The following is a 19,837-nucleotide window of genomic DNA, read 5'->3' as shown; positions in this document are numbered from 1 at the left end:
TATCTTATCTCCTATTCTTTCTTAAAATTCTCCTCAAAATATACTTAATCGCACTACCTGGGCCACGATAAAGATACTTTAATGCTCCTTTAATTCCACCAATATTATCAAAATTGACATATGTATTTGGTAATGTGTCGGGACGAATATTCAACACTGTGTTATCTACAAAGGGAGTTAGGTAAAGCTCATTTCTTGAAATAGCATAGTCAAACCGCTGTGCCCAAGCTAAATAGACTAAAATGCGTTCAATGGAATGCAAAATCGTATGTTGGGGAATTGGTTCTGCTGGTATCTCATCGCCGGATAATTCTAAATCAAACAATGGTTTTATAGCATCATATTTAAACCAAATAAAGGTTCCATAACTCATGATAAACGTATTCATTTTATCAAAATCAATCGTGCGATTCAATCCCATCTTTTCCCACAGTTCATTCATACCTGCCGCAAATTTATTTTCATTCCACGGATCGACAATTTTTGTATAGCGGAAAAAGGATGGAATATCCGCAATAACCAGTCCTAGACGATTATCTTGTTCTAAATTTGCTAAAATACTCCCCGCCGGTTTTAATAACATTTGAAATAATTCTTCTCTCCAAGAATCGCCTACCCAGTATGGATATTCTGGAGATTTTTTGGTATGAAAATGACCGATATAATCATACGAGGACAGCTCCTCTTTCAACTTTAACATCGGAATAATATCTCGACCGCGATTACCTGTTAGATAGACTTTTCCTGCCATCTGATTTTCGCTCAATATTGTTTCAATCTGATGTTTCTTCTCCTCTGAATCTGTCGTAAGATACAAATCATAAGAAAAATCAAATGCTCTAAATTGGTCTAAAAACAGTTGTAATAAATCCACATAAAAAGTATGTAAATGAACCGCAACCTTCTTTGTATTAGAATACGTTGTAGCACATTTTTTTAAAACTTTTCTATCCAATAAATAAGAAGGAGTCGGCAAACTCATATCTGACATGTGCGATAAAATAAATTCAATAGGATAATTCGTTCTCTGTTCAATGGCCTGCAACACATAGGGAGAGAGATGTTGAGTCAAGTCAAACGTTTTGATCTTAATAAAAGGAACCTGATAATCCAACAATACATGTGGATAATGGATGGTAAAGTTGCTATGAAAAAAATCTTTATTTAACGGTCGAGTATCAAGGATTGACTGATAGTTAAATCCTGCTTCAACAAATTTCTTTGTATATTTTGTTTCATAGTTATCAATCACATCTTGCACATCTGTAAAATCTTGGACATTTTCCCAAAACTTCTTAAATACTTCGGATTGAATTAACTTCTTTTTGAAAGATATAAAATAAGATTGTAGATGTTCATCAATATAAATATTTCCCGCTTTGATACCTTGGTGATTGGTCATGCCCCAAAAATCTACTTGCTTATCATTTTCATATTTTTCATATATTGGAGCCATATCCCAAAGTGGTCCGAAGCAGGTATCATTCATAACAGTTACAGAATCATAGATAGATAGCTTATCTAACCCTACAAACTGTAATCCATCTCTCCAGGCAGCAAAATCATAGCCGCTATTTTCACGCTGAATAAAAGTGTCAATCAGATCTCTAGCTTCTAATTTTTCAACTTCCTGTGGACTTAATTTGCTATTTGATAAAAAGATGACCCTCTCAAATAATGGTCTCATCTGTTCTAATTGGTAGTGAACATAGCGACTGATATGATCATATTTATTAAAATGAACATATACTAGTAATCGTTTCATTGTTTTCTCCTGAAGAAATTTATTATTTTAGTAGGAATGGTCCACCGGCGGGAAGAAATAACAGAATTGTATTGAACTGTAATTTCTTCTAGTTGCTGTTTCTGCTGTTCAAAATCTAATTTACACTGCTCTATTTCCTCGGCTTTGCTAGATGAATCTAATAAAGCCTGAGCTAAAATCTTAATAACATAGTCCTCTGAGTGGAGACTCTCCACTTTATACGCTTGATACTGTAGATTATAAACTCTCTCAGAGTCTTCTGAAATCTCATACAATATTTGAGGGTCTGGATTCGGAAATAAGTAAGACTGATTAAAAATAATCGCATTAGTAAATATAGGTACGAGTTTCTGCCCTGATTCTTGCTCTGTCAAGGTAACGGCTTCATAGAAACTAGGAATTTCAGATAAATCAATACGAATATAGCTACTTGTTGCAGGAATCTCAAAAGTGATATTCCCCAACTCTTCCAGTGGGAATTGTAACATATTCCCCTCGGTGAATTTCCCTTCCTCATCTCCTATGTAAATAGTGACTTTTTGAGCTAGAAAAGTCCGTTGAAGATTCTGATTAAAATGGATATTAACCGCATGTTCGACTTCTGTTGTAGCAAGACTCTGATACTTGTTAAGGATATAAACATAGGCCACATAGTGCTTCAAAAGATTATTCCTTGCTGACATCGAGTTTTCCAGAATTCGATAATTTAAAAAAGTCGTGTAATTGGGAACAGGCTTTGCACTCTTATTTAAGATCAGGTTGAGATAGAAATCGTAATCCTCTAACTTCTTATAATTCAAGTATTCGTCATAGCGAATTTCGCCAATCGTTTCTCTACGGATTAAGGAGGTGGCTGAAATATAGTTCCCTACGAATAGTGTCTCAAGATTGTACTCATGAATATCAATAACCGTTGCCTGAGTGGCTGGGTTTTTTAAACAAGTATAGACAATATCAGCATCGGATTCCACAGCGGTATTGACCAATTCCTCGACGAAATTCGTAGGTAAAAAATCATCACTATCAACAAAAAGTACGAAGTCGCCTGCTATATGATCTAAAGCTTTGTTCCGAGTTTTGACCAAGCCACAATTTTCATGGCATTCGTAGTATGTCTCCTCAAAGGGAGAATCTTCCAAAACTTTTAAAATGACGTGTTCTGATTGATCAGTAGAACCGTCATTATAGACATATAGTGCAATATGAGGATAGGTTTGAGCAAATAGACTTCTCAAACATTCCTCGATGAATTGTTCATGGTTATAGCATGTTACAACTACTGAAATGACAGGCTTCATTTTTCAAATCTCCAACTTCCATTTCTCTGAATTAAGCCACTGGCTGAATCTTGGGCAGAACGGTCATCTAAGGCAATATCTGTTCTTTGCACCATGATAATAGGCGTCTGAGTGACATCTGAATAGGCTAACATTCCCCCAGTCGTATTGCGAACAGTTACTTCTAGTTTTAATTTCAAATGATTAACATTTGGTAATGAACACTGATAACGAACTGTCTTGTGGCCTTTCCCTGACATCAAGTGATCAAGTGAATTGTCATTATAAATCCAAATATTACGGTCAATATCAGTTAAAGATAGGGCAATATAGGTCTCGATATCTTTTAAGACATCAAAATCAATTTGAAACTCAATTCGATCCCCAGGAGTAATCTGCTGATTAGATAAGAGTTGCAACTGGAAGTTTTCAACCTGTACCTGTTTTTCAACTTCGATTTGCTCTCTTTCTTCTGACTCATGGTGAATCATTTGAATGTTATCATAACTATACTGATTCGCCACATCAAATGGATTCCCAATCGCTTTGACCAATCCGTCTTCGATGAGGACTGCTTTGTTGCAATATTTTTTAACTGCACCCATGTCATGGGTAACGAGAATCGTTGTCTTGCCACTTTTCTTGCGTTCCATGAAGTAGTCATTACATTTCCGCTGAAAGGCCTCGTCCCCAACAGCCAATACTTCATCAAGAATTAAAATATCCCCTTGAGCTTTGATAGCCACAGAAAAGGCTAGACGAACCTGCATACCGCTTGAGTAATTCTTCAATTTTTGGTTCATAAAGTCATGCAATTCCGCAAAGTCCACAATGTCATCATACATGGCATCAACCTCTTCTGTTGAAAATCCAAGCATGGCGCCATTCATATAGATATTTTCTCGTCCGGTCAATTCTGGATTGAAACCAACTCCTAATTCAATAAAGGAAACCAGCTTGCCATCAATAGTGACACTTCCCTTTTCAGGAACATAGATTTCTGAAATGATTTTTAACAGTGTCGATTTTCCAGAGCCATTCCGCCCAAGAATCCCAAAGAAATCGCCCTTTTCGACTTCAAACGAAATGTCTTTTAAAACATGTTGCTCTTGATAGCCTTTAATACCTTTAAAACGATTCACCAAGGTCGTTCGTAAACTTTGACTGGCTTCTGTCGGTAATTTAAAATACTTGCTGACATGGTCTACTTTCACAGCGATAGTTTTTGTCATTATAGAATCTCCGCAAATCTCTTAGAATTTTTATCAAAAATCGTATAACCTACTATAAAAATGATTATCGGTAACAGATAGGGAACAATACCAATCCAAGGATTGCCAAACAAATCCCAGCCACGTAAACTGCCAGAATAAACAATAAAGTGACGTAGGTCTTGAATGATTTGTGCCATTGGATTTAACATCATTATTTTAGCGACCTTCTCTTGTCCACGTTGCAAGATAAAGGTCAGCGAATAAATGATTGGTGTTGCATACATTCCTGCTTGCAAAACAACTTCCCAAATCGGGCCAATATCACGATATTTTACAAAAGCTGTCGCTAAAATAAAGGCAATACCTGCTGCTAACAGAACTAGCTCAAGAAAAAGTGGAAGAATCACTAAAAATCCATAGGAGAGACCCACTCCGTTAATCAACGCAAAGATGAAAACGACTAATAAGTTAATCGCATAGTTAATGGCTGCCCCTGCAATAGCAGAAAAAACAACGATAGATTTAGAAAAGTTTAACTTCCGAAGCAAGTCTCCTCTAGAGACGATGGACATCATCCCCATATTAGTGGCTTCTGTAAAGAAATTCCACGTCACCATACCGAGTAACAAACTCACAGCATAATGAGGGGTGCCATCATCGAAGCGCAAAAACCGCACAAATACTAGATACATAATGGTAAATAGCAAAAGGGGTTTCAAAATTGACCATAAATGACCAATCAAGCTCCCTTGATAACGCAGTTTAAAGTCGGTTTTGACCATTTCTTTTAATAAAATCACATTTTTTTTATGAAATAAATTCATCATTTACTCCTTATAGGCAAATTTTGTGAGGATGAGACTGGTAAAAACAAGGGTGTGAAAGACCTTATTTTTCCGATAACCATACACTCGTATACGCTTGAGTCGTTCCATAAAGGGAACATCCATAATCGTTATAAAATTCTCGACTAGTTCTCTATCCTTGGCTGACAAGGGCAAATCCAAGAGATTTCTAGCCTGTCTTTGACTGTCCTTGATTAGTTTCCAGTATTTTGCAAATAGCACATGAGGTCGAATCCAATTGTGCATTCGTTTTTTAAGAGTTCTAGCTCCCAGTACATTTGCTTCATGCTGGCGATAAAGTTCGGTTGGTTGATCAATATAGACGAGATTTCCTAGAGCTGCCGCGACAAGTGCTAAATACCAATCGTGCATCAATAAGGCATGCGCTTCTTGTCCTGTCCAAAGTTCCGCCAAGGTATGATTGACCATGGCTACACCACCTGTGACTGTATTTTCTGTTAATTCTTGAACAAGAAGGGTATTGGCATGGTCCGACTGCGTTTTTATCATACTTTCATGCATGACCGTCAAATCCTGTCCGACAACGCTTAAATCGGTGTACACTAGCAAGGGCTTGTCTGCTGGGTAGGCCTGAGCTTCTTCTAATTGCCATTCTAATTTATGCTCCAACCACACATCATCCTGATCACTAAAGAAATAGTAATCCGCTACTTTATATTGCAAAAGGGTATGAAAGCTGTTTATTACCCCAAGATTTGTCGTATCATCTGGATTGATGAAGGAAATTCGCTCATCTTTTTGGCAATATTCCTCGATAATGTCCCTTGTGCCATCGCTTGATCCATCATCTCGAATCAACAAGGTCCAATCAGAAACCGTTTGCCTACGAATGCTCTCAATCTGTTCTCTTAAAAATCTCTCACCATTATAGGTGGATAATAAAATATGTACTCTCATGATAAAAATAAGTCCTCATACTGGTCAACTATTTTTGCCCAAGTGTAGTGAGAAGCCATTCGTTCTTTTGCTGCCTGTCCCAATTCTTGATTTTCCTCTTGTCTATCTATCTGATGGAGTAAATCAGCCAAATTCCCCTCTTTTTTTGTCCAATAATGGGCAGTTTCAAGCGCTACTTTTTGGTTAAAATCAACTCCCAAAATCAGATTCTCATTGGTTTGGGCAAGTGCTTCTAGTAAGCCTGGATTGGTTCCACCAACCTCATGACCATGCAGATAGGCACGCGCTTCTTGGCGGATATATTTCAACAACTCCTGCTGGTAGACTGTTCCGACAAATAGGATGCGCTCATCGGTATCAAATCGCGTTTCTGCTTTCAACTTCTCAAAGTAAGACGACCCTTCATGATTACAGATAATGACTAATTTTCTAGCAGTCTGTGTCGCCATAAATTCTCGAATAATCGTCGCATAATTATTTTCAGGTACAAAGCGCCCTACAACCAAGTAATAGCCCTTTTCTACTAATTGAAACCGTTCAAAAAATGCTCGTACTTCTGAACTTTCGCTCGTCAGAGTGGTAGGAGTTAGGTCTGTTCCATAGGCAATGCAGGTCGTCTTTGCCCATGGATAGGTTGTTTGAATATAGTCCTCAATCCCTTCATTATCTGAAACAATCCTATCTGCATGCCGTGTCATCAGCTTTTCTGAATACTTGAGATAGTGCTGTACAGGACGTGGCCATTTGCTCCGTTTCCATTCCAATCCATCTGGGTTCACCAACAGCGTCCCTCCAACAGCATGAATCTGGCGGGCAAATGGAGAAATGAAAGCACCAATTGTATTTCCCAAAATATAGAAAACTGGCCGCTCGATTCGCTCCTTTTTAATGAGAGATAGCGCATAGCGAATCGCTAGCATATCATAGGCAATGACGCGCGCTGGTCCTAGTTTGGGTGGATTGATGGTAAAACAATCCGCTCCCTTATAAAGGGTATGAACATGGTGTGTTTCGTCTGACAAACAAGCCACATGATATTGAATCTTCCTATTTTCTTGGTGGGTAACCAATTGTTCGACAAAGGTCTCGAAACCACCGTATTTAGCCGGCAGCCCACGGCTACCAATAATAAAAATGTGTCTCATCTTATCCTTAACTCTAAAAAAGTATAATCAGATAATTATACCATAAATCCTACACACTATCCATTCAAAGGGCAATTGTCCACGACAGACGCATGAAAAATTGCACCTATCCTAATGTTTGATAAGTGCAATTTTTTTAAATCATTTCATCGATTTTTTGGAAAGAAATAGAAATGGTTCATTTTCTCTCATTAACAACTTCATTATGTCTTATTTTTCTAAATACCAACACCAGCAATTGAAAATACGATTTCTGAAAACTACATTTTCTTCATGCGGACGGTGTCCGATTGTCTTCATTACTTTGACAAATCAGTCGAATTGGCTAGAAACGTTGATACCGATATTGCCCGAATGACTCAACTATTTTTCACAAAAAAGGGAGTGAGACAACCAGGATAAGCGCGACGCGCTCATCCTGGTTGTCTCAGCCTCTTCAAGGAGATAATGAAAAATGATTTGGATTGACTATAGTATAACCTAGTTTGAGCATGAATACATCCATCTTGGGACGGAGTTTTTATACACCGACTACAAATTTATAAGAGACTAGGTAAATCTACCCCACCCCTTCATTGTTTATCGTACAAACCATTCCATTCTTCGGGTAAAGCCTAAAAAGCAAGAACGCCTTATTTCTTTTCTTGTTGATAAAAGGCTGCCAAGGCTTCTTGCCAGGTTGGAATCACAAAACCTGTTGCCTTTGCCTTTTCTAAGCTCATTGTCGAGTTAAATGGTCGTTTTGCTTTTGCTGGAAATTGGCTAGAATCAACGGGTACTACCTTGGTATCAGTATCTTTTAAAATCTCAGTCGCAAAGTCAAACCAAGTTGTATCCTCTGTAGCATCGTTTGACAAATGATAATAGCCAAATTCCTGCTTGGTCTCTACGATATGAACCATAAATTCTGCCAAGGTACGCGTCCAAGTTGGGCGGCCGTGCTGGTCATTGACAACGGTCAAGGTATCGCGAGTTTGTGCCAAATTTTGCATGGTAAAGACGAAGTTTTTTCCGTAATTTCCAAATACCCAAGCTGTGCGCACCGTATAGAATTTACGAGCGTATTTCTCAACCGCTTCTTCTCCCAAACGCTTGGTCCGACCGTATTCTGACTGAGGATCTGGTCTGTCATCGACTTGCCACTCTTGTCCTACTGGTAACTCACCATTGAAGACATAGTCTGTTGAGATATACACCAAGGTTGCTCCATATTGCTCAGCAGCCTTTGCGATATTTTCAGAACCCGTCACGTTGATGGCATAGTTCAATTCCTTCCCTTCATCTTCTGCCATATCAACTGCTGTATAGGCTGCGCAGTGATAGACAATGCTTGGTTTTACTTCTTCAAAAAAGGCCGCGACTTTTTCAGCATTGGTGATGTCCATTTCTGCTACATCAGCTGCGACATATTCAACACCACGCTCATCTAATAAATGGCGAAGCTCTGTGCCCAATTGCCCATTACTACCGGTAATTAAAATCATGATTGACTCCTTTATTGCATTTCTCACCTCATTATACCAAAAAAAGGACGAATTAGCGATGATAGTCCAGCCAAAATCAAAAGGGAGTGGGCTAAAATCGTGATTTCGTAGAAATCGATTTCCCTTACTCCCTTATTTCTAGGTTCGGGCTAAACTAATCCAGTTGATTAGTTTACTCCCACTCCCCATTTTATACGGCTGTCATCATAACGAGACTGGGCAGAAAGTCCAGCTTGTCCAATCCTTATCTTGTCGGTGTATAGACTAACTGGCTACCATGTTGGGCAAGGAAGTCTGATAATTCACTATCTGGAATTTCGCGTACATAGAGGTTGGCACGAATGGTATCATCCTCTTCGCGACAAGTTGATAGGACGAGGTAATTGTCGTTCTCGTTAATCTTCAAGTTTTTACTTTTTGTAACAGCATCTTTTTCAACATCTGTTAATTGCTTTTTAAAATCTGCTTTGCTTTCAAACGATGTCCGATAAAAGGCTGTCGTTTCTGGTACGATAATCATGAACATCGCCTCGTAGTAGCGTTTTCTCTCAGGAGTCTCTACTACTACATAAGGATGGGCGTCAAAATAGGTTTGACTATCATAAAAGTTCACATCATTAAACATACGATGGTCTGGTACCGCACTACCACGTGCATGACCAAACAACCAAGTCAAGGAATCTGTGAAGTTTTTATTGTTATCTGTATCCATAAAGACCGTTCCCATCAAGGGTTCGTTATTTCCTTCAAAGGTTTTATCTAGGTAGGTCGCATTGTCTCCTGTCTGAACAATCGGCTCGTCCAATTGTGTACCTGGGATATAGATATACCCTACTGTTTCAGGATTGGTTGCTTTCAAACCATTGAAACGTTCCGTCAGGTACTTCTTTTCTTCCTCAGATACCGTGTAAGCAGGGGCGGCTACACTTGACGAAGGTGGTGTAGACGATGAAGTTGTCGGCTGCAACACGCCTGACTTAAGCGCAATTGCCGCATACACTCCCCCGACTGCCACAACAACAAAAGCAAGCGCCATCAAGAGATATTTCAATAATTTCGTTTCTTTATTAGAGTTGTTCGTTTTTTTACGAGTTCCACGTTTCGTTGCCATTTTTTTCTCCTACTTAAAAAGCTACTGAAATAACTCCAGCAGCTAGATGGTACAAGTTATAAAATATTTTCTATACTAAATAACTATTATTTTACTGCACTTGTTTTTGGAAGTGCTTTTTTACCAGCTTCAGCTTTTTTAGCTTCAGTAGCTGCTTTTTTAACAGCTTCTTCAGCTTTAGCTTTTTCTTCAGGTTTCATTTCTGGTTGAGCTTTGTCACCTACCAATTCAGAAGATGCTTTATCTGCATCGTATGCTTCACCTTTTTGGTTTGCTTTGTCTTCTGCAATACGTGCTTCGTTTGTCAAGTTAGCGTGTTTGCCATCTTCTTCCCAGTAACGGCTTTCAGCTTTAGCAGCTGCCAACAAAGTCTTTTGTTGCATTTCGATAAATGCGTTACGAACATCGTTACGAGCTTGTTCTTTAGCTGCTTCTAAAGCTGCTACAAGAGGTGCACGTTTAGCTTCGTAGTCATGACCTGAGTAACCATTCAAAGCGTTAAGAGCAGCTTGTGCAGCAACAACGTTGTTGTCTTGTGCTACACGTGCTTGTACATCTTCTTCATGAGCATCAACATATGCTACTGCTTGAGCAGCGATATCTGACCAAGTCACATAAGTTTTTTGAGTGTGACGTTGAAGGTCTGAACTGTAGTTACCTTCTGCCAAGACTGCTGGTGCTACAGCTGCAACTAATGCTGCTGCTGCGAATGTTACGAATAATTTTTTCTTCATTATTTCACTCCTTATATTATCTTGTACCATAACCTATTATAAAATGACTCGCATAAAATGTCAACTGATATCTAAGAATTTTTTAAGTTTTTGTAAAATCTCAAAGTAGGTTCTAGGTGTGGCAAGAAGCTAGAAGTTAGACTGGGACAGAAAATAAGGTAGAACTTATTCTGAGAATATAGCGTTTTTAGCAAAATACTTCTTCTAGCCGAACGTCGCCTGGAGTGGGAGTAAACGAATCCATTAGATGCGTCTAGATTGAACCTAGAAAGGAGTGAGGTCAATTGATTTCTACGAAATCACGATTGAGCCCCACTCCCCAAGGTTACTGATTCTGGATGGCACGAAGCAAGTCGTAATTGTAGTAAGGAATATTTCTTCTTGCTGCATTATCTTTGTCCAACAATCCTTTGCCAACAAGGAAATCTAACGCTTTTTTTACTGTCGCAGAATGGTAACCCGTTAACTCTGAAAGTTGGGCTGCCGTTGCCACTGGAGAAGTAAAGGTGCTCAACCAAACATTTTTTTGAGTTTGTGTTTTACACACTGCCAAGCCCTTTCTAGCATGTTCATCTACATTATTAATCTTTTTTAAAATAGTATTAGCCATCTGCTCACTAGCATTTAAAAACAAATTCAACCACATATTCCAATCAGGACTATCGCCCCTTGTTGCATTTAAGGCGTTGTAGTAACGAATTCTTTCCTTTTCTAATTCCTCGCTAACAAAGAATATAGGATAATGTAGCAATCCCTCCTGAACAGAGATTAAAGCAATCAGAATACGTCCTAATCGACCGTTCCCATCAAAAAATGGATGGATTGATTCAAATTGTGCGTGAGCAACTGCGATACGCAGCAAAATATCGCTGTCAAAAGTAATGGCTTCTTGCTCTTCCTGTGTTTCTAAACTAGAATGAAATTCTCCATTTATAAAAAATTCTAAATTGGTCATATATTCGCCGATTTCATTTGCTCCTATCGGAATATAGGAAGCGTTCTCTATATTTTTATCAGGCCCAATAAAATTTTGAATTTTTCTAAACTCACCACCGTTTGACGTGGTACCTCTAGCTTCATCAGACATCAACAGTTTGTGCAACTCTTTAATAAGTCTTGTAGATATAACGTTCCCTTCTTTAATAGATTGAAGACCAAAATCAATCGCTTTTTTGTAGTTAAAAACCTCTCTCTGTTGCCAATTCTTGGCACCGCTTTTTGCTGTTTCCATAATTTCATGAAAGGTTACTTGTGTACCTTCTATTCTAGTTGATTGCACAGACTCATTATAAGATAGCAAACTCAGTATCGAAGCATTGACGATTGACGACTCAAGTACCGCATCTAATTTCCCTAAAATCTTATTAACATTTGCTAAGCGTTTATACAAATGTAATGCTTGTTTATTATCAAGCATTACCGGCAACTTTTTAACCCCTTGTAAAGCCATCTCAACGTCTCCTTAATATATTTTTTTGAATATATTATATTATAGACTTTTTTTAATTCAAAAAACAATAAAAAATAGAATAAAATCCCCACCCAGTTTCCTGAGTTGTTTTAACGTGTCTAACTTAATTTGACAAATAGGAACCTTTAAAAATAGAAGCTAGACTTTCTGCCCAGCTTCTATTCTCTCATTTCTAAATAGCGTTCTTATCCAACCCTAATTTCCGTTGAACGAACTTAACAATTTCTACAATGATAATCATAGAGAAACTTCCGATAAGGACGACACCCCATTGGGTCAAGTCAAGATGAGTCACGTGGAAAATGGCTTCTAATGGCTCAATAACAATGGTTGCTGCCAAGAGAATAAAGGAAACAAGGATGGACCAGTTAAAGGTCTTCGACTTGAATGGTCCAACTGTCAAGATGGATTGGTAAACAGACTTCACATTGTAGGCATGGAAGAGCTGAATCAATCCAAGAGTTGCAAAGGCCATTGTCAGCGCATCAGCATGGATGGCTTTTACATCACCAACATGGACTGGATTTGCAATCGCATAACCATAGACCGCAAGAACCAAAGCACCTTGTAAAATCCCTTGATAAATAATGGAGCTCATGACACCACCTGAGAAGAAGCTTGACTTGCGTCCACGAGGTTTGTGGCTCATGACACCCGGTTCAGCTGGCTCGACCCCAAGCGCAATCGCTGGGAAGGTATCCGTTACCAAGTTAATCCACAAAAGATGAACCGGCTGAAGCACATCCCAACCAAAGAGGGTTGCAAGGAAAATGGTCAAAACTTCTGCCGTATTGGCTGAAAGAAGGTATTGAATGGTTTTTTGGATATTGGAGAAGACTTTCCGTCCTTCTTCAACAGCTACGATAATGGTTGCAAAGTTATCATCTGCAAGGACCATATCAGAGGCACCTTTTGATACTTCCGTACCTGTAATTCCCATACCGATACCGATATCAGCTGTTTTTAGAGCTGGCGCATCGTTCACACCGTCTCCTGTCATGGCAACGACTTTTCCTTGGTTCTGCCATGCTTTCACGATACGTACTTTATGTTCAGGAGAAACTCGTGCATAAACAGAGTATTGACCAACCACTTTTTGAAATTCTTCATCTGATAAGTTGTTCAATTCAGCCCCTGTCAAGACATGATCTTCCGTATCATTGGCATCAATAATGCCAAGACGTTTAGCAATCGCTTCTGCTGTATCTTGGTGGTCACCTGTAATCATGATTGGGCGGATACCCGCTTCTTTTGCCACACGCACAGCTTCTGCAGCTTCTGCACGTTCTGGGTCAATCATCCCAATCAAACCTGTAAAGATTAAGTCCGTTTCAAGTGTCTCACTTGTCAATTCTTCTGGAATATTGTCGATAATCTTATAGGCACCTGCAAGAACACGAAGTGCTTGATGCGCCATTTCAGAGTTATTCGCCTTAATAGATGCAGCCACTTCATCTGTTAGTGGACTAACTTCTCCTGCTATATCCACTTTAGTTGAACGGTGTAAGAGCTGATCTGGCGCCCCTTTAACGGCAACGAAGAATTTTCCATCTGGTAATGGATGAATCGTCGACATGAGTTTCCGATCTGAGTCAAATGGTAACTCAGCAACACGTGGATATTGCGTTAAGAATGCTTTTACATCGTAGGCTTTGTCCAGTGCATATTGGATAAAGGCAGTTTCTGTCGGATCCCCAATCAGTTTACCGTCTGCATCAATCTTCGTATCATTTGCCAGAACAACCGCACCCAGTAATGGTAAATCTAGTCCTGCTTCAATGGTTTCTTTGGCATCCACTAATTGACCATTGTAATAGACTTTTTCAACAGTCATCTTGTTCATGGTAAGAGTACCCGTCTTATCAGACGCAATAATTTCTGTTGAGCCAAGTGTTTCGACCGCTGGTAATTTCCGAACAATCGAATTGCGCTTTGCAAGGACTTGTGTGCCAAGTGATAGGACAATGGTTACAATAGCTGGCAAACCTTCTGGAATGGCTGCAACTGCAAGAGCAACTGAGGTCAAAAGACCAGTTAATGGATGTTCACCACGAATAAAGACGGCTACAGCAAAGGTAATGGCTGCAATGACCAAAATCACATAGGTCAAAACCTTAGACAGATTGTTCAAGTTTTGTTTGAGTGGTGTATCTGTCTCATCAGCTTCTTGAAGCATACCTGCGATATGGCCAACTTCGGTAAACATCCCTGTATTTACAACCACACCAAGTCCACGACCATAGGTGACATTGGAATTTTGAAAGGCCATATTGACACGGTCACCAATTCCGGCATCTTCTGCGACTGTCATACGGACATCTTTTTCAACCGGTACGGATTCTCCAGTCAAAGCAGCTTCTTCGATTTTTAAGGAATTTGCTTCCAATAAGCGCATATCAGCTGGTACGACATCTCCCGCTTCAAGGCTCACAATATCTCCTGGAACCAATTCTTTTGAATCAATTTCTGTCACATGACCATCACGTAAGACATGCGCAGAAGGACTAGACATGGATTTCAGAGCGTCGATTGCTTCTTCAGCTTTCCCTTCTTGATAGACACCAAAGAGCGCATTGATAATGACAACAGCAAGAATGATAATCGCATCTGCAATATCTTCACCGCCTGATGTTACGACTGATAAAATCGCTGCAAGTAGCAAGATAATAATCATGAGATCTTTGAATTGATCTAGGAATTTCGCTAAAAGGGAGCGTTTCTCACCTTCTGCTAGTTCATTTCGTCCATATTGCTCCAAACGCTTGCTTGCTTCACTCGTTGTTAAGCCTTGCTCACTTGTCTCTAGCTCACGCAAAACAGCATCTGAATCTTGGGTGTAAAAAGCTTGGCGCTTTTGTTCTGTTGACATGTTTTTCTCCTTTTCGTCCCTTTTTGAAAACACAAAAAGAGACTTGTTTTATTCAAACAAGTCTCGCTATTTCATACAAGGCCGGAAATTTCTTTCGGATTGACGACCTTGTAACGGATACTTCCGTCAGCTACTCCCTTGATATGCTGACTATTATAGCAAAAATGAAATTTTTTTGCAAGAATGTTTTCCTTTTTTACATGACAATCGCAGAAAGCCTTTTTTCCGAAAAATGCAGAAAAGCTTATTTTATTGCTAAATATTTTTCCTGTGTCTGTCGTGCCTTTTTTATGATGCATCCCACTGTATACGAAGTTTATAGCGAGCCAAGTCTTGCCCTGTCTGCGGAATGCGTAAGGTATAACGAATGGTTACTTGATTGCCTTCTTTCTGGTAGAAGTCTGTCACCACATGGAGGATTTGCACACCGACTGGAGTGGCAATCTGCGTCACACTTGTCTCATTACTGAGAAACTGCATGACAGATTTAGGAGTTGAAAAGCGGGTCATGGTGCATTCTTGCTGATTTATTTTTAGGACCACGCGTTCTTTTTCCTCATTTTGGTAAGTCAGGTAGAGAAAGTCTCCCTTTTCAACCGCTTCTGCCTCATACACCTGCTCAATGACTTCTAGTTGACCATCCAGATCAATTTCATTGTGAATGCCTATCTTCATTTCTTCTCCTTCATTCGAGATACAAATGACGAACGCAACAAGGATAATCCTGTATAGGAAGCAATAAAGACCACCAGAATTTTCAAATTATTGACATCCAAACTACTCAAGAATTTCGCAGCTGTCAGTACCCCACAAACGCCACCAAGGATAATGCCCGGTACACCTGGCCAATTGACCCGACCAGACTCAATAAATTGCTTGGCTCCAGCTGTCATAATCATAGCTGCATTTAACATCATAACGGGCAGCGCAATCGCTGGGCTGATACCCATCAGAGAAAAGAAAATCAATTCTGGTGCATAATTTCCCAAGCCCATGCTCATCAGCATCCCAACGATAAAGTCAAAAGCAATCCCAAGGACTAATTTCCAGCCTGACAATCCACGGACATCTGTGGTCAAATCAGCTCCAGGATTGGTCAGCATGCGATAGACCATAAAGAAGGCTGCAATGACCAGCAAAATCCCTAAAATCCGCTGCACCTTCTGCGTATTCCAATGCTGCGTCACACGTGCACCCACAAAAGCACCTGTAAAAGCTGCCGTCGCCATGGCAACCAAGGTCAGCAAATCGACCTCAACGATGGTAATAAATAGGAGTGCTTCAACCAAGACTGGTATGATATGAGCCGTGGTCATGGTGGCAGGAATCTTTCGATCATCCTGTACTAGCTTAGTCGCTTTAAACAGTGTCGTAGTCGTTGCAAACGTGCCAATTCCTAGCGTATCGAGCAAATCAGTGATAAACCCAATTCCAAAACCTGTCCAAAACCGCTCACCAAGGTTAACCCTGTGTTTTTTAGTGTAGGACAAAATCGTCCAAGCTATCCATACAATCAACCCTACCAAAAGGGCTTGTATCAAATGTAAAATCATCTCTTCTGTCATAGTCTTATTATAATATGAAAAGCCACTTTCGTAAATAGCTTTTAACTTTGAATCAATAAATGGTTCACAAAAGCACAATTACCGTTTTTTTGATATAATGAAAAAATGAGTGAAAAAGTATTTCGTGACCCTGTTCATAACTACATTCATGTAGATAACGAGCTAATCTATCAGCTAATCAATACCAGAGAATTTCAACGGCTACGGCGCATCAAGCAACTAGGAACAACTTCCTATACTTTTCATGGTGGTGAGCATAGCCGCTTTTCGCATTGTCTAGGAGCCTATGAAATTGCCCGTCAAATTGTCTCAACCTTTGAACAAAAATATGCGCAGGTTTGGGACAGGAATGATTCACTTCTGACCATGGTTGCCGCCCTTTTACATGATGTAGGCCATGGCGCTTACTCCCATACTTTCGAGCGGCTCTTTGATACAGATCACGAAGAACTGACTTGCCAGATTATCACGAATAGTGGCACGGAAATCAATGCCTTACTGCGTCAGATTGCACCTGATTTCCCTGAGAAGGTAGCAAGTGTTATCCGCCATACGTATCCAAATAAGCAAGTCGTTCAGCTGATTTCGAGTCAAATCGATGTAGATCGAATGGACTATCTGCTGCGTGATTCCTATTTTACTGGAACCAATTATGGTCAATTTGACTTGACACGGATTTTGCGGGTTATCAGGCCGACAGAAAATGGCATTGCCTTTAAAAAATCAGGGATGCACGCGGTCGAAGATTATGTTCTCAGTCGCTATCAGATGTATATGCAGGTCTATTTCCACCCTGCCAGCCGTTCCATGGAGGTCTTGCTACAAAACCTTCTAAAACGTGCCAAAGTCCTCTATCAAGATTTACAGACTTTCTTTGAAAGCTCTTCACCACGTTTGATCCCTTTCTTTGAGCAATCCTATGCGCTAGAAGACTATCTTGCTCTAGATGATGGGGTTATGAATACCTATTTCCAATCTTGGATTGATGGTCCAGATAAGATTTTATCTGACTTGGCCCAGCGCTATATCAATCGCAAGGTTTTCAAGTCTATTACCTTTGATACAGCAGCAGAGTCTCACCTTCCTATCTTAGAAGCAATTGTCAACGAAGTCGGCTTTGAACCAAGCTACTATACAGCCATTCATCATAATTTTGATTTGCCCTATGATATTTACCGGCCAAATGCCAAGAAAAAGCGGACGCAGATTGAGATCCTCTGTAAAGACGGAAGCCTGATTGAATTATCGCAACTCTCACCCATTGTTCATTCACTAGCAGGGACCGTACATGGTGATAGTCGCTTCTATTTCCCGAAGGAAATGCTCGAAGAAGCTGGCATCTTTGCCCAACAAAATGCTACTTTTCTGAGCTATATACACAATGATCAATTTAATTATGGAGAACACGATGAGCATTAAACTTGTAGCCATTGATATTGATGGTACTTTACTAAATAGCCAACACGAAATCACACCAGAAGTCTATCAAGCCATTCAAGATGCTAAAAAAGCAGGTGTAAAAATTGTTATTGCAACTGGACGACCAATTTCTGGTGTCAAGCGGATTTTAACTGAATTAAACCTATTAGACGAGGGAGACTATGTTATCACCTTTAATGGTGGACTCGTTCAAGAAACAGCAACAGGAAAGGATGTTTTTAAAGAAGGTTTGAGCTATGCTGATTATCTTGAATTGGAATACCTAGCGCGTACCTTAAAACTTCCTATGCATGCTAGTACCAAGGAAGCCATTTTCACAGCCAACCGTAACATTGGTAAATACACCCTCTATGAATCTCAACTCGTCGATGCCCCTGTCTTTTATCGAACACCAGAGGAAATGGCAGATAAAGATATTATTAAAGTCATGCTGGTTGATGAGGCTGAAAAGCTAGATGCTGCTATCCCTCAAATTCCAACAGCCATAACCCAACGATTTACGGTCGCAAAATCTGCTCCCTTCTACTTGGAAGTAACCCCCAAAACCGTCAATAAAGGAGAGGCCATTCAACAGCTCAGTACCTTATTGGGCATAAGCATAGAGCAAACGATGGCGATTGGGGACCAAGAAAATGACCGCTCTATGCTAGAAGCTGCTGGAGTTGCTGTCGTGATGGAAAACGGCAGTCCTGAACTGAAAAAGATCGCAACCCATATTACCAAATCAAATGATGAATCTGGTGTTGCACACGCCATTAGAGAGTGGGTATTGAGTTAATGTACACATATAAAATTGGCATCCCTGCTGAGGAACACGATCGCTTTGTCAAACAACATCCGCAAAACAACCTTTTACAAAGCAGTTCTTGGGCGAAGGTAAAAGACAACTGGGGCAATGAGCGAGTTGGTTTTTATCAAGATCAGACACTCGTTGCAGTTGCCTCTATCCTTATCCAACCGCTACCGCTTGGCTGGACGATGATGTACATTCCACGTGGTCCAATTATGGATTATACAGACCAAGAATTGGTTTTCTTTGTCTTACAGTCTCTAAAGAAAATTGCCAAAAAGCATCGAACTGTCTTTATTAAATTTGATCCTTCCATCTATTTTCAGCAATATTTGATCAACCAAACTACTGATGACAAACCTGACGCAACTGCTAGTATTCAACTGCTGAAACAGGCTGGCTGTGATTGGGTCGGTAGGACTGATTCACTGGCAGAAACCATTCAACCTCGTTTTCAAGCGAATATCTACAAGGAGTATTTCGCTGACGAATTGCTTTCCAAAAATACTCGGCAAACCATTCGTACTGCCCAAAACAAGGATGTTACCATCCAATATGGACAACTTGAGCTGTTGAATGACTTTGCAACCTTGATGAAAAAGACTGAATCCCGTAAAAATATTCACCTACGAAACAAAGACTACTATGCCAAACTCTTAGAACAGTATCCTGAACAATCGTTCATCACTCTTGCAACTCTCGATTTAGCGACTCGTTCCCAAAAATTGCAAGCAAAGCTCCAAACCCTCCAAAAAGAAGCTGAGCTCTTTTCAGACAAAACAAAAGAGGGAAAGAGAAAGCAAAATGCCAGTGATCAGGCAAGTATACAAGATGAAATGAGTTTTCTACAAAATAAGATAGCTCAAGGAATAACCACAGCTCCTCTAGCAGGAACATTGACACTTGTATTTGGACAAGCTGCTGAAAATATCTATGCCGGAATGGACGAAGAATACCGTCGCTATCAACCTGCTATCCTCACTTGGTACCAAACAGCTACCTATGCCTTTGAGCAAGGAGTTAACTGGATCAATCTTGGTGGAGTTGAAAATCAATTAGATGGCGGTTTGTACCATTTCAAATCAAAATTCAATCCAATGATTGAAGAATTTATCGGAGAATGGAATTATCCCACCTCTCCACTCTATCCTCTCTTCAATCTCGCTTACAAACTCCGAAAGATACTACGTAGTAAAAAGAATTAGAAGG

General features: G+C 39.8%; 16 protein-coding genes. 3 read left to right on the top strand and 13 right to left on the bottom strand.

The genetic code is table 11. The annotated features are described in order from the left end of the window. Nucleotides 1-4 precede the first annotated feature (4 nt). The 13 genes from A4H00_RS08155 to A4H00_RS08095 all read right to left on the bottom strand — a co-directional run bounded on the left by A4H00_RS08155 (nt 5) and on the right by A4H00_RS08095 (nt 16,398). Nucleotides 5-1,765, bottom strand: a complete 1,761-nt coding sequence (locus tag A4H00_RS08155) for a rhamnan synthesis F family protein (protein WP_067089277.1) — start codon at nt 1,763-1,765, stop codon at nt 5-7. Then, the gene (locus tag A4H00_RS08150) at nt 1,762-3,063 is read right to left on the bottom strand and encodes a glycosyltransferase family 2 protein (protein WP_067089273.1); all 1,302 of its coding nucleotides are present in this window, start codon (nt 3,061-3,063) and stop codon (nt 1,762-1,764) included. Before A4H00_RS08150 ends, A4H00_RS08155 begins: the two co-directional genes overlap by 4 nt. Continuing rightward, nucleotides 3,060-4,274 (bottom strand): ABC transporter ATP-binding protein, encoded by a 1,215-nt coding sequence (locus A4H00_RS08145; RefSeq protein WP_067089270.1) that lies wholly within the window; start codon nt 4,272-4,274, stop codon nt 3,060-3,062. Before A4H00_RS08145 ends, A4H00_RS08150 begins: the two co-directional genes overlap by 4 nt. After that, nucleotides 4,274-5,080: an ABC transporter permease gene (locus tag A4H00_RS08140; RefSeq protein ID WP_206281829.1), complete on the bottom strand. Its 807-nt coding sequence runs from the start codon at nt 5,078-5,080 to the stop codon at nt 4,274-4,276. The genes A4H00_RS08145 and A4H00_RS08140 overlap by 1 nt, the downstream gene beginning before the upstream one ends. Nucleotides 5,081-5,083: 3 nt before the next feature. Further along, nucleotides 5,084-6,019 (bottom strand): glycosyltransferase family 2 protein, encoded by a 936-nt coding sequence (locus A4H00_RS08135; protein WP_067089264.1) that lies wholly within the window; start codon nt 6,017-6,019, stop codon nt 5,084-5,086. Further along, a complete protein-coding gene (gene cps2T, locus A4H00_RS08130) occupies nt 6,016-7,164 on the bottom strand; it encodes a beta 1-4 rhamnosyltransferase Cps2T (RefSeq protein ID WP_067089260.1) in 1,149 nt (382 codons plus the stop codon). Before cps2T ends, A4H00_RS08135 begins: the two co-directional genes overlap by 4 nt. A gap of 632 nt (nt 7,165-7,796) precedes the next feature. After that, entirely contained in the window at nt 7,797-8,648 is an 852-nt protein-coding gene (gene rfbD / locus A4H00_RS08125) for a dTDP-4-dehydrorhamnose reductase (protein ID WP_067089255.1), read from the bottom strand. A gap of 244 nt (nt 8,649-8,892) precedes the next feature. Beyond that, nucleotides 8,893-9,759: a class B sortase, LPKTxAVK-specific gene (gene srtB / locus A4H00_RS08120; protein ID WP_082815616.1), complete on the bottom strand. Its 867-nt coding sequence runs from the start codon at nt 9,757-9,759 to the stop codon at nt 8,893-8,895. 86 nt (nt 9,760-9,845) lie between these two features. After that, on the bottom strand, nt 9,846-10,493 hold the full coding sequence (locus A4H00_RS08115) for an LPKTxAVK-anchored surface protein (RefSeq protein WP_067089249.1): 648 nt from the start codon (nt 10,491-10,493) through the stop codon (nt 9,846-9,848). Nucleotides 10,494-10,818: 325 nt separating this feature from the next. Further along, on the bottom strand, nt 10,819-11,943 hold the full coding sequence (locus tag A4H00_RS08110) for a Fic family protein (protein WP_067089244.1): 1,125 nt from the start codon (nt 11,941-11,943) through the stop codon (nt 10,819-10,821). Nucleotides 11,944-12,136: 193 nt separating this feature from the next. Further along, the gene (locus A4H00_RS08105; protein WP_067089242.1) at nt 12,137-14,833 is read right to left on the bottom strand and encodes a cation-translocating P-type ATPase; all 2,697 of its coding nucleotides are present in this window, start codon (nt 14,831-14,833) and stop codon (nt 12,137-12,139) included. A 288-nt stretch (nt 14,834-15,121) separates the two neighbouring features. Continuing rightward, nucleotides 15,122-15,508, bottom strand: a complete 387-nt coding sequence (locus tag A4H00_RS08100) for a YwiB family protein (RefSeq protein ID WP_067089238.1) — start codon at nt 15,506-15,508, stop codon at nt 15,122-15,124. Further along, a complete protein-coding gene (locus tag A4H00_RS08095) occupies nt 15,505-16,398 on the bottom strand; it encodes a sulfite exporter TauE/SafE family protein (protein WP_067091565.1) in 894 nt (297 codons plus the stop codon). The genes A4H00_RS08100 and A4H00_RS08095 overlap by 4 nt, the downstream gene beginning before the upstream one ends. A gap of 105 nt (nt 16,399-16,503) precedes the next feature. Here A4H00_RS08095 and A4H00_RS08090 point away from each other — a divergent pair, with 105 nt between their 5' ends. The 3 genes from A4H00_RS08090 to A4H00_RS08080 are packed head-to-tail and all read left to right on the top strand — an operon-like array spanning nt 16,504 to nt 19,833. After that, nucleotides 16,504-17,817, top strand: coding sequence for an HD domain-containing protein (locus A4H00_RS08090; protein ID WP_067089235.1), 1,314 nt, complete (start codon nt 16,504-16,506; stop codon nt 17,815-17,817). After that, nucleotides 17,807-18,616 (top strand): sugar-phosphatase, encoded by an 810-nt coding sequence (gene yidA, locus A4H00_RS08085; protein ID WP_067089231.1) that lies wholly within the window; start codon nt 17,807-17,809, stop codon nt 18,614-18,616. The genes A4H00_RS08090 and yidA overlap by 11 nt, the downstream gene beginning before the upstream one ends. Continuing rightward, a complete protein-coding gene (locus tag A4H00_RS08080) occupies nt 18,616-19,833 on the top strand; it encodes an aminoacyltransferase (RefSeq protein WP_067089226.1) in 1,218 nt (405 codons plus the stop codon). Before yidA ends, A4H00_RS08080 begins: the two co-directional genes overlap by 1 nt. Nucleotides 19,834-19,837: the final 4 nt, after the last annotated feature.

Source organism: Streptococcus marmotae (assembly GCF_001623565.1).
GTDB lineage: Bacteria > Bacillota > Bacilli > Lactobacillales > Streptococcaceae > Streptococcus > Streptococcus marmotae.
This window is presented reverse-complemented; position numbering and strand designations above follow the sequence as displayed.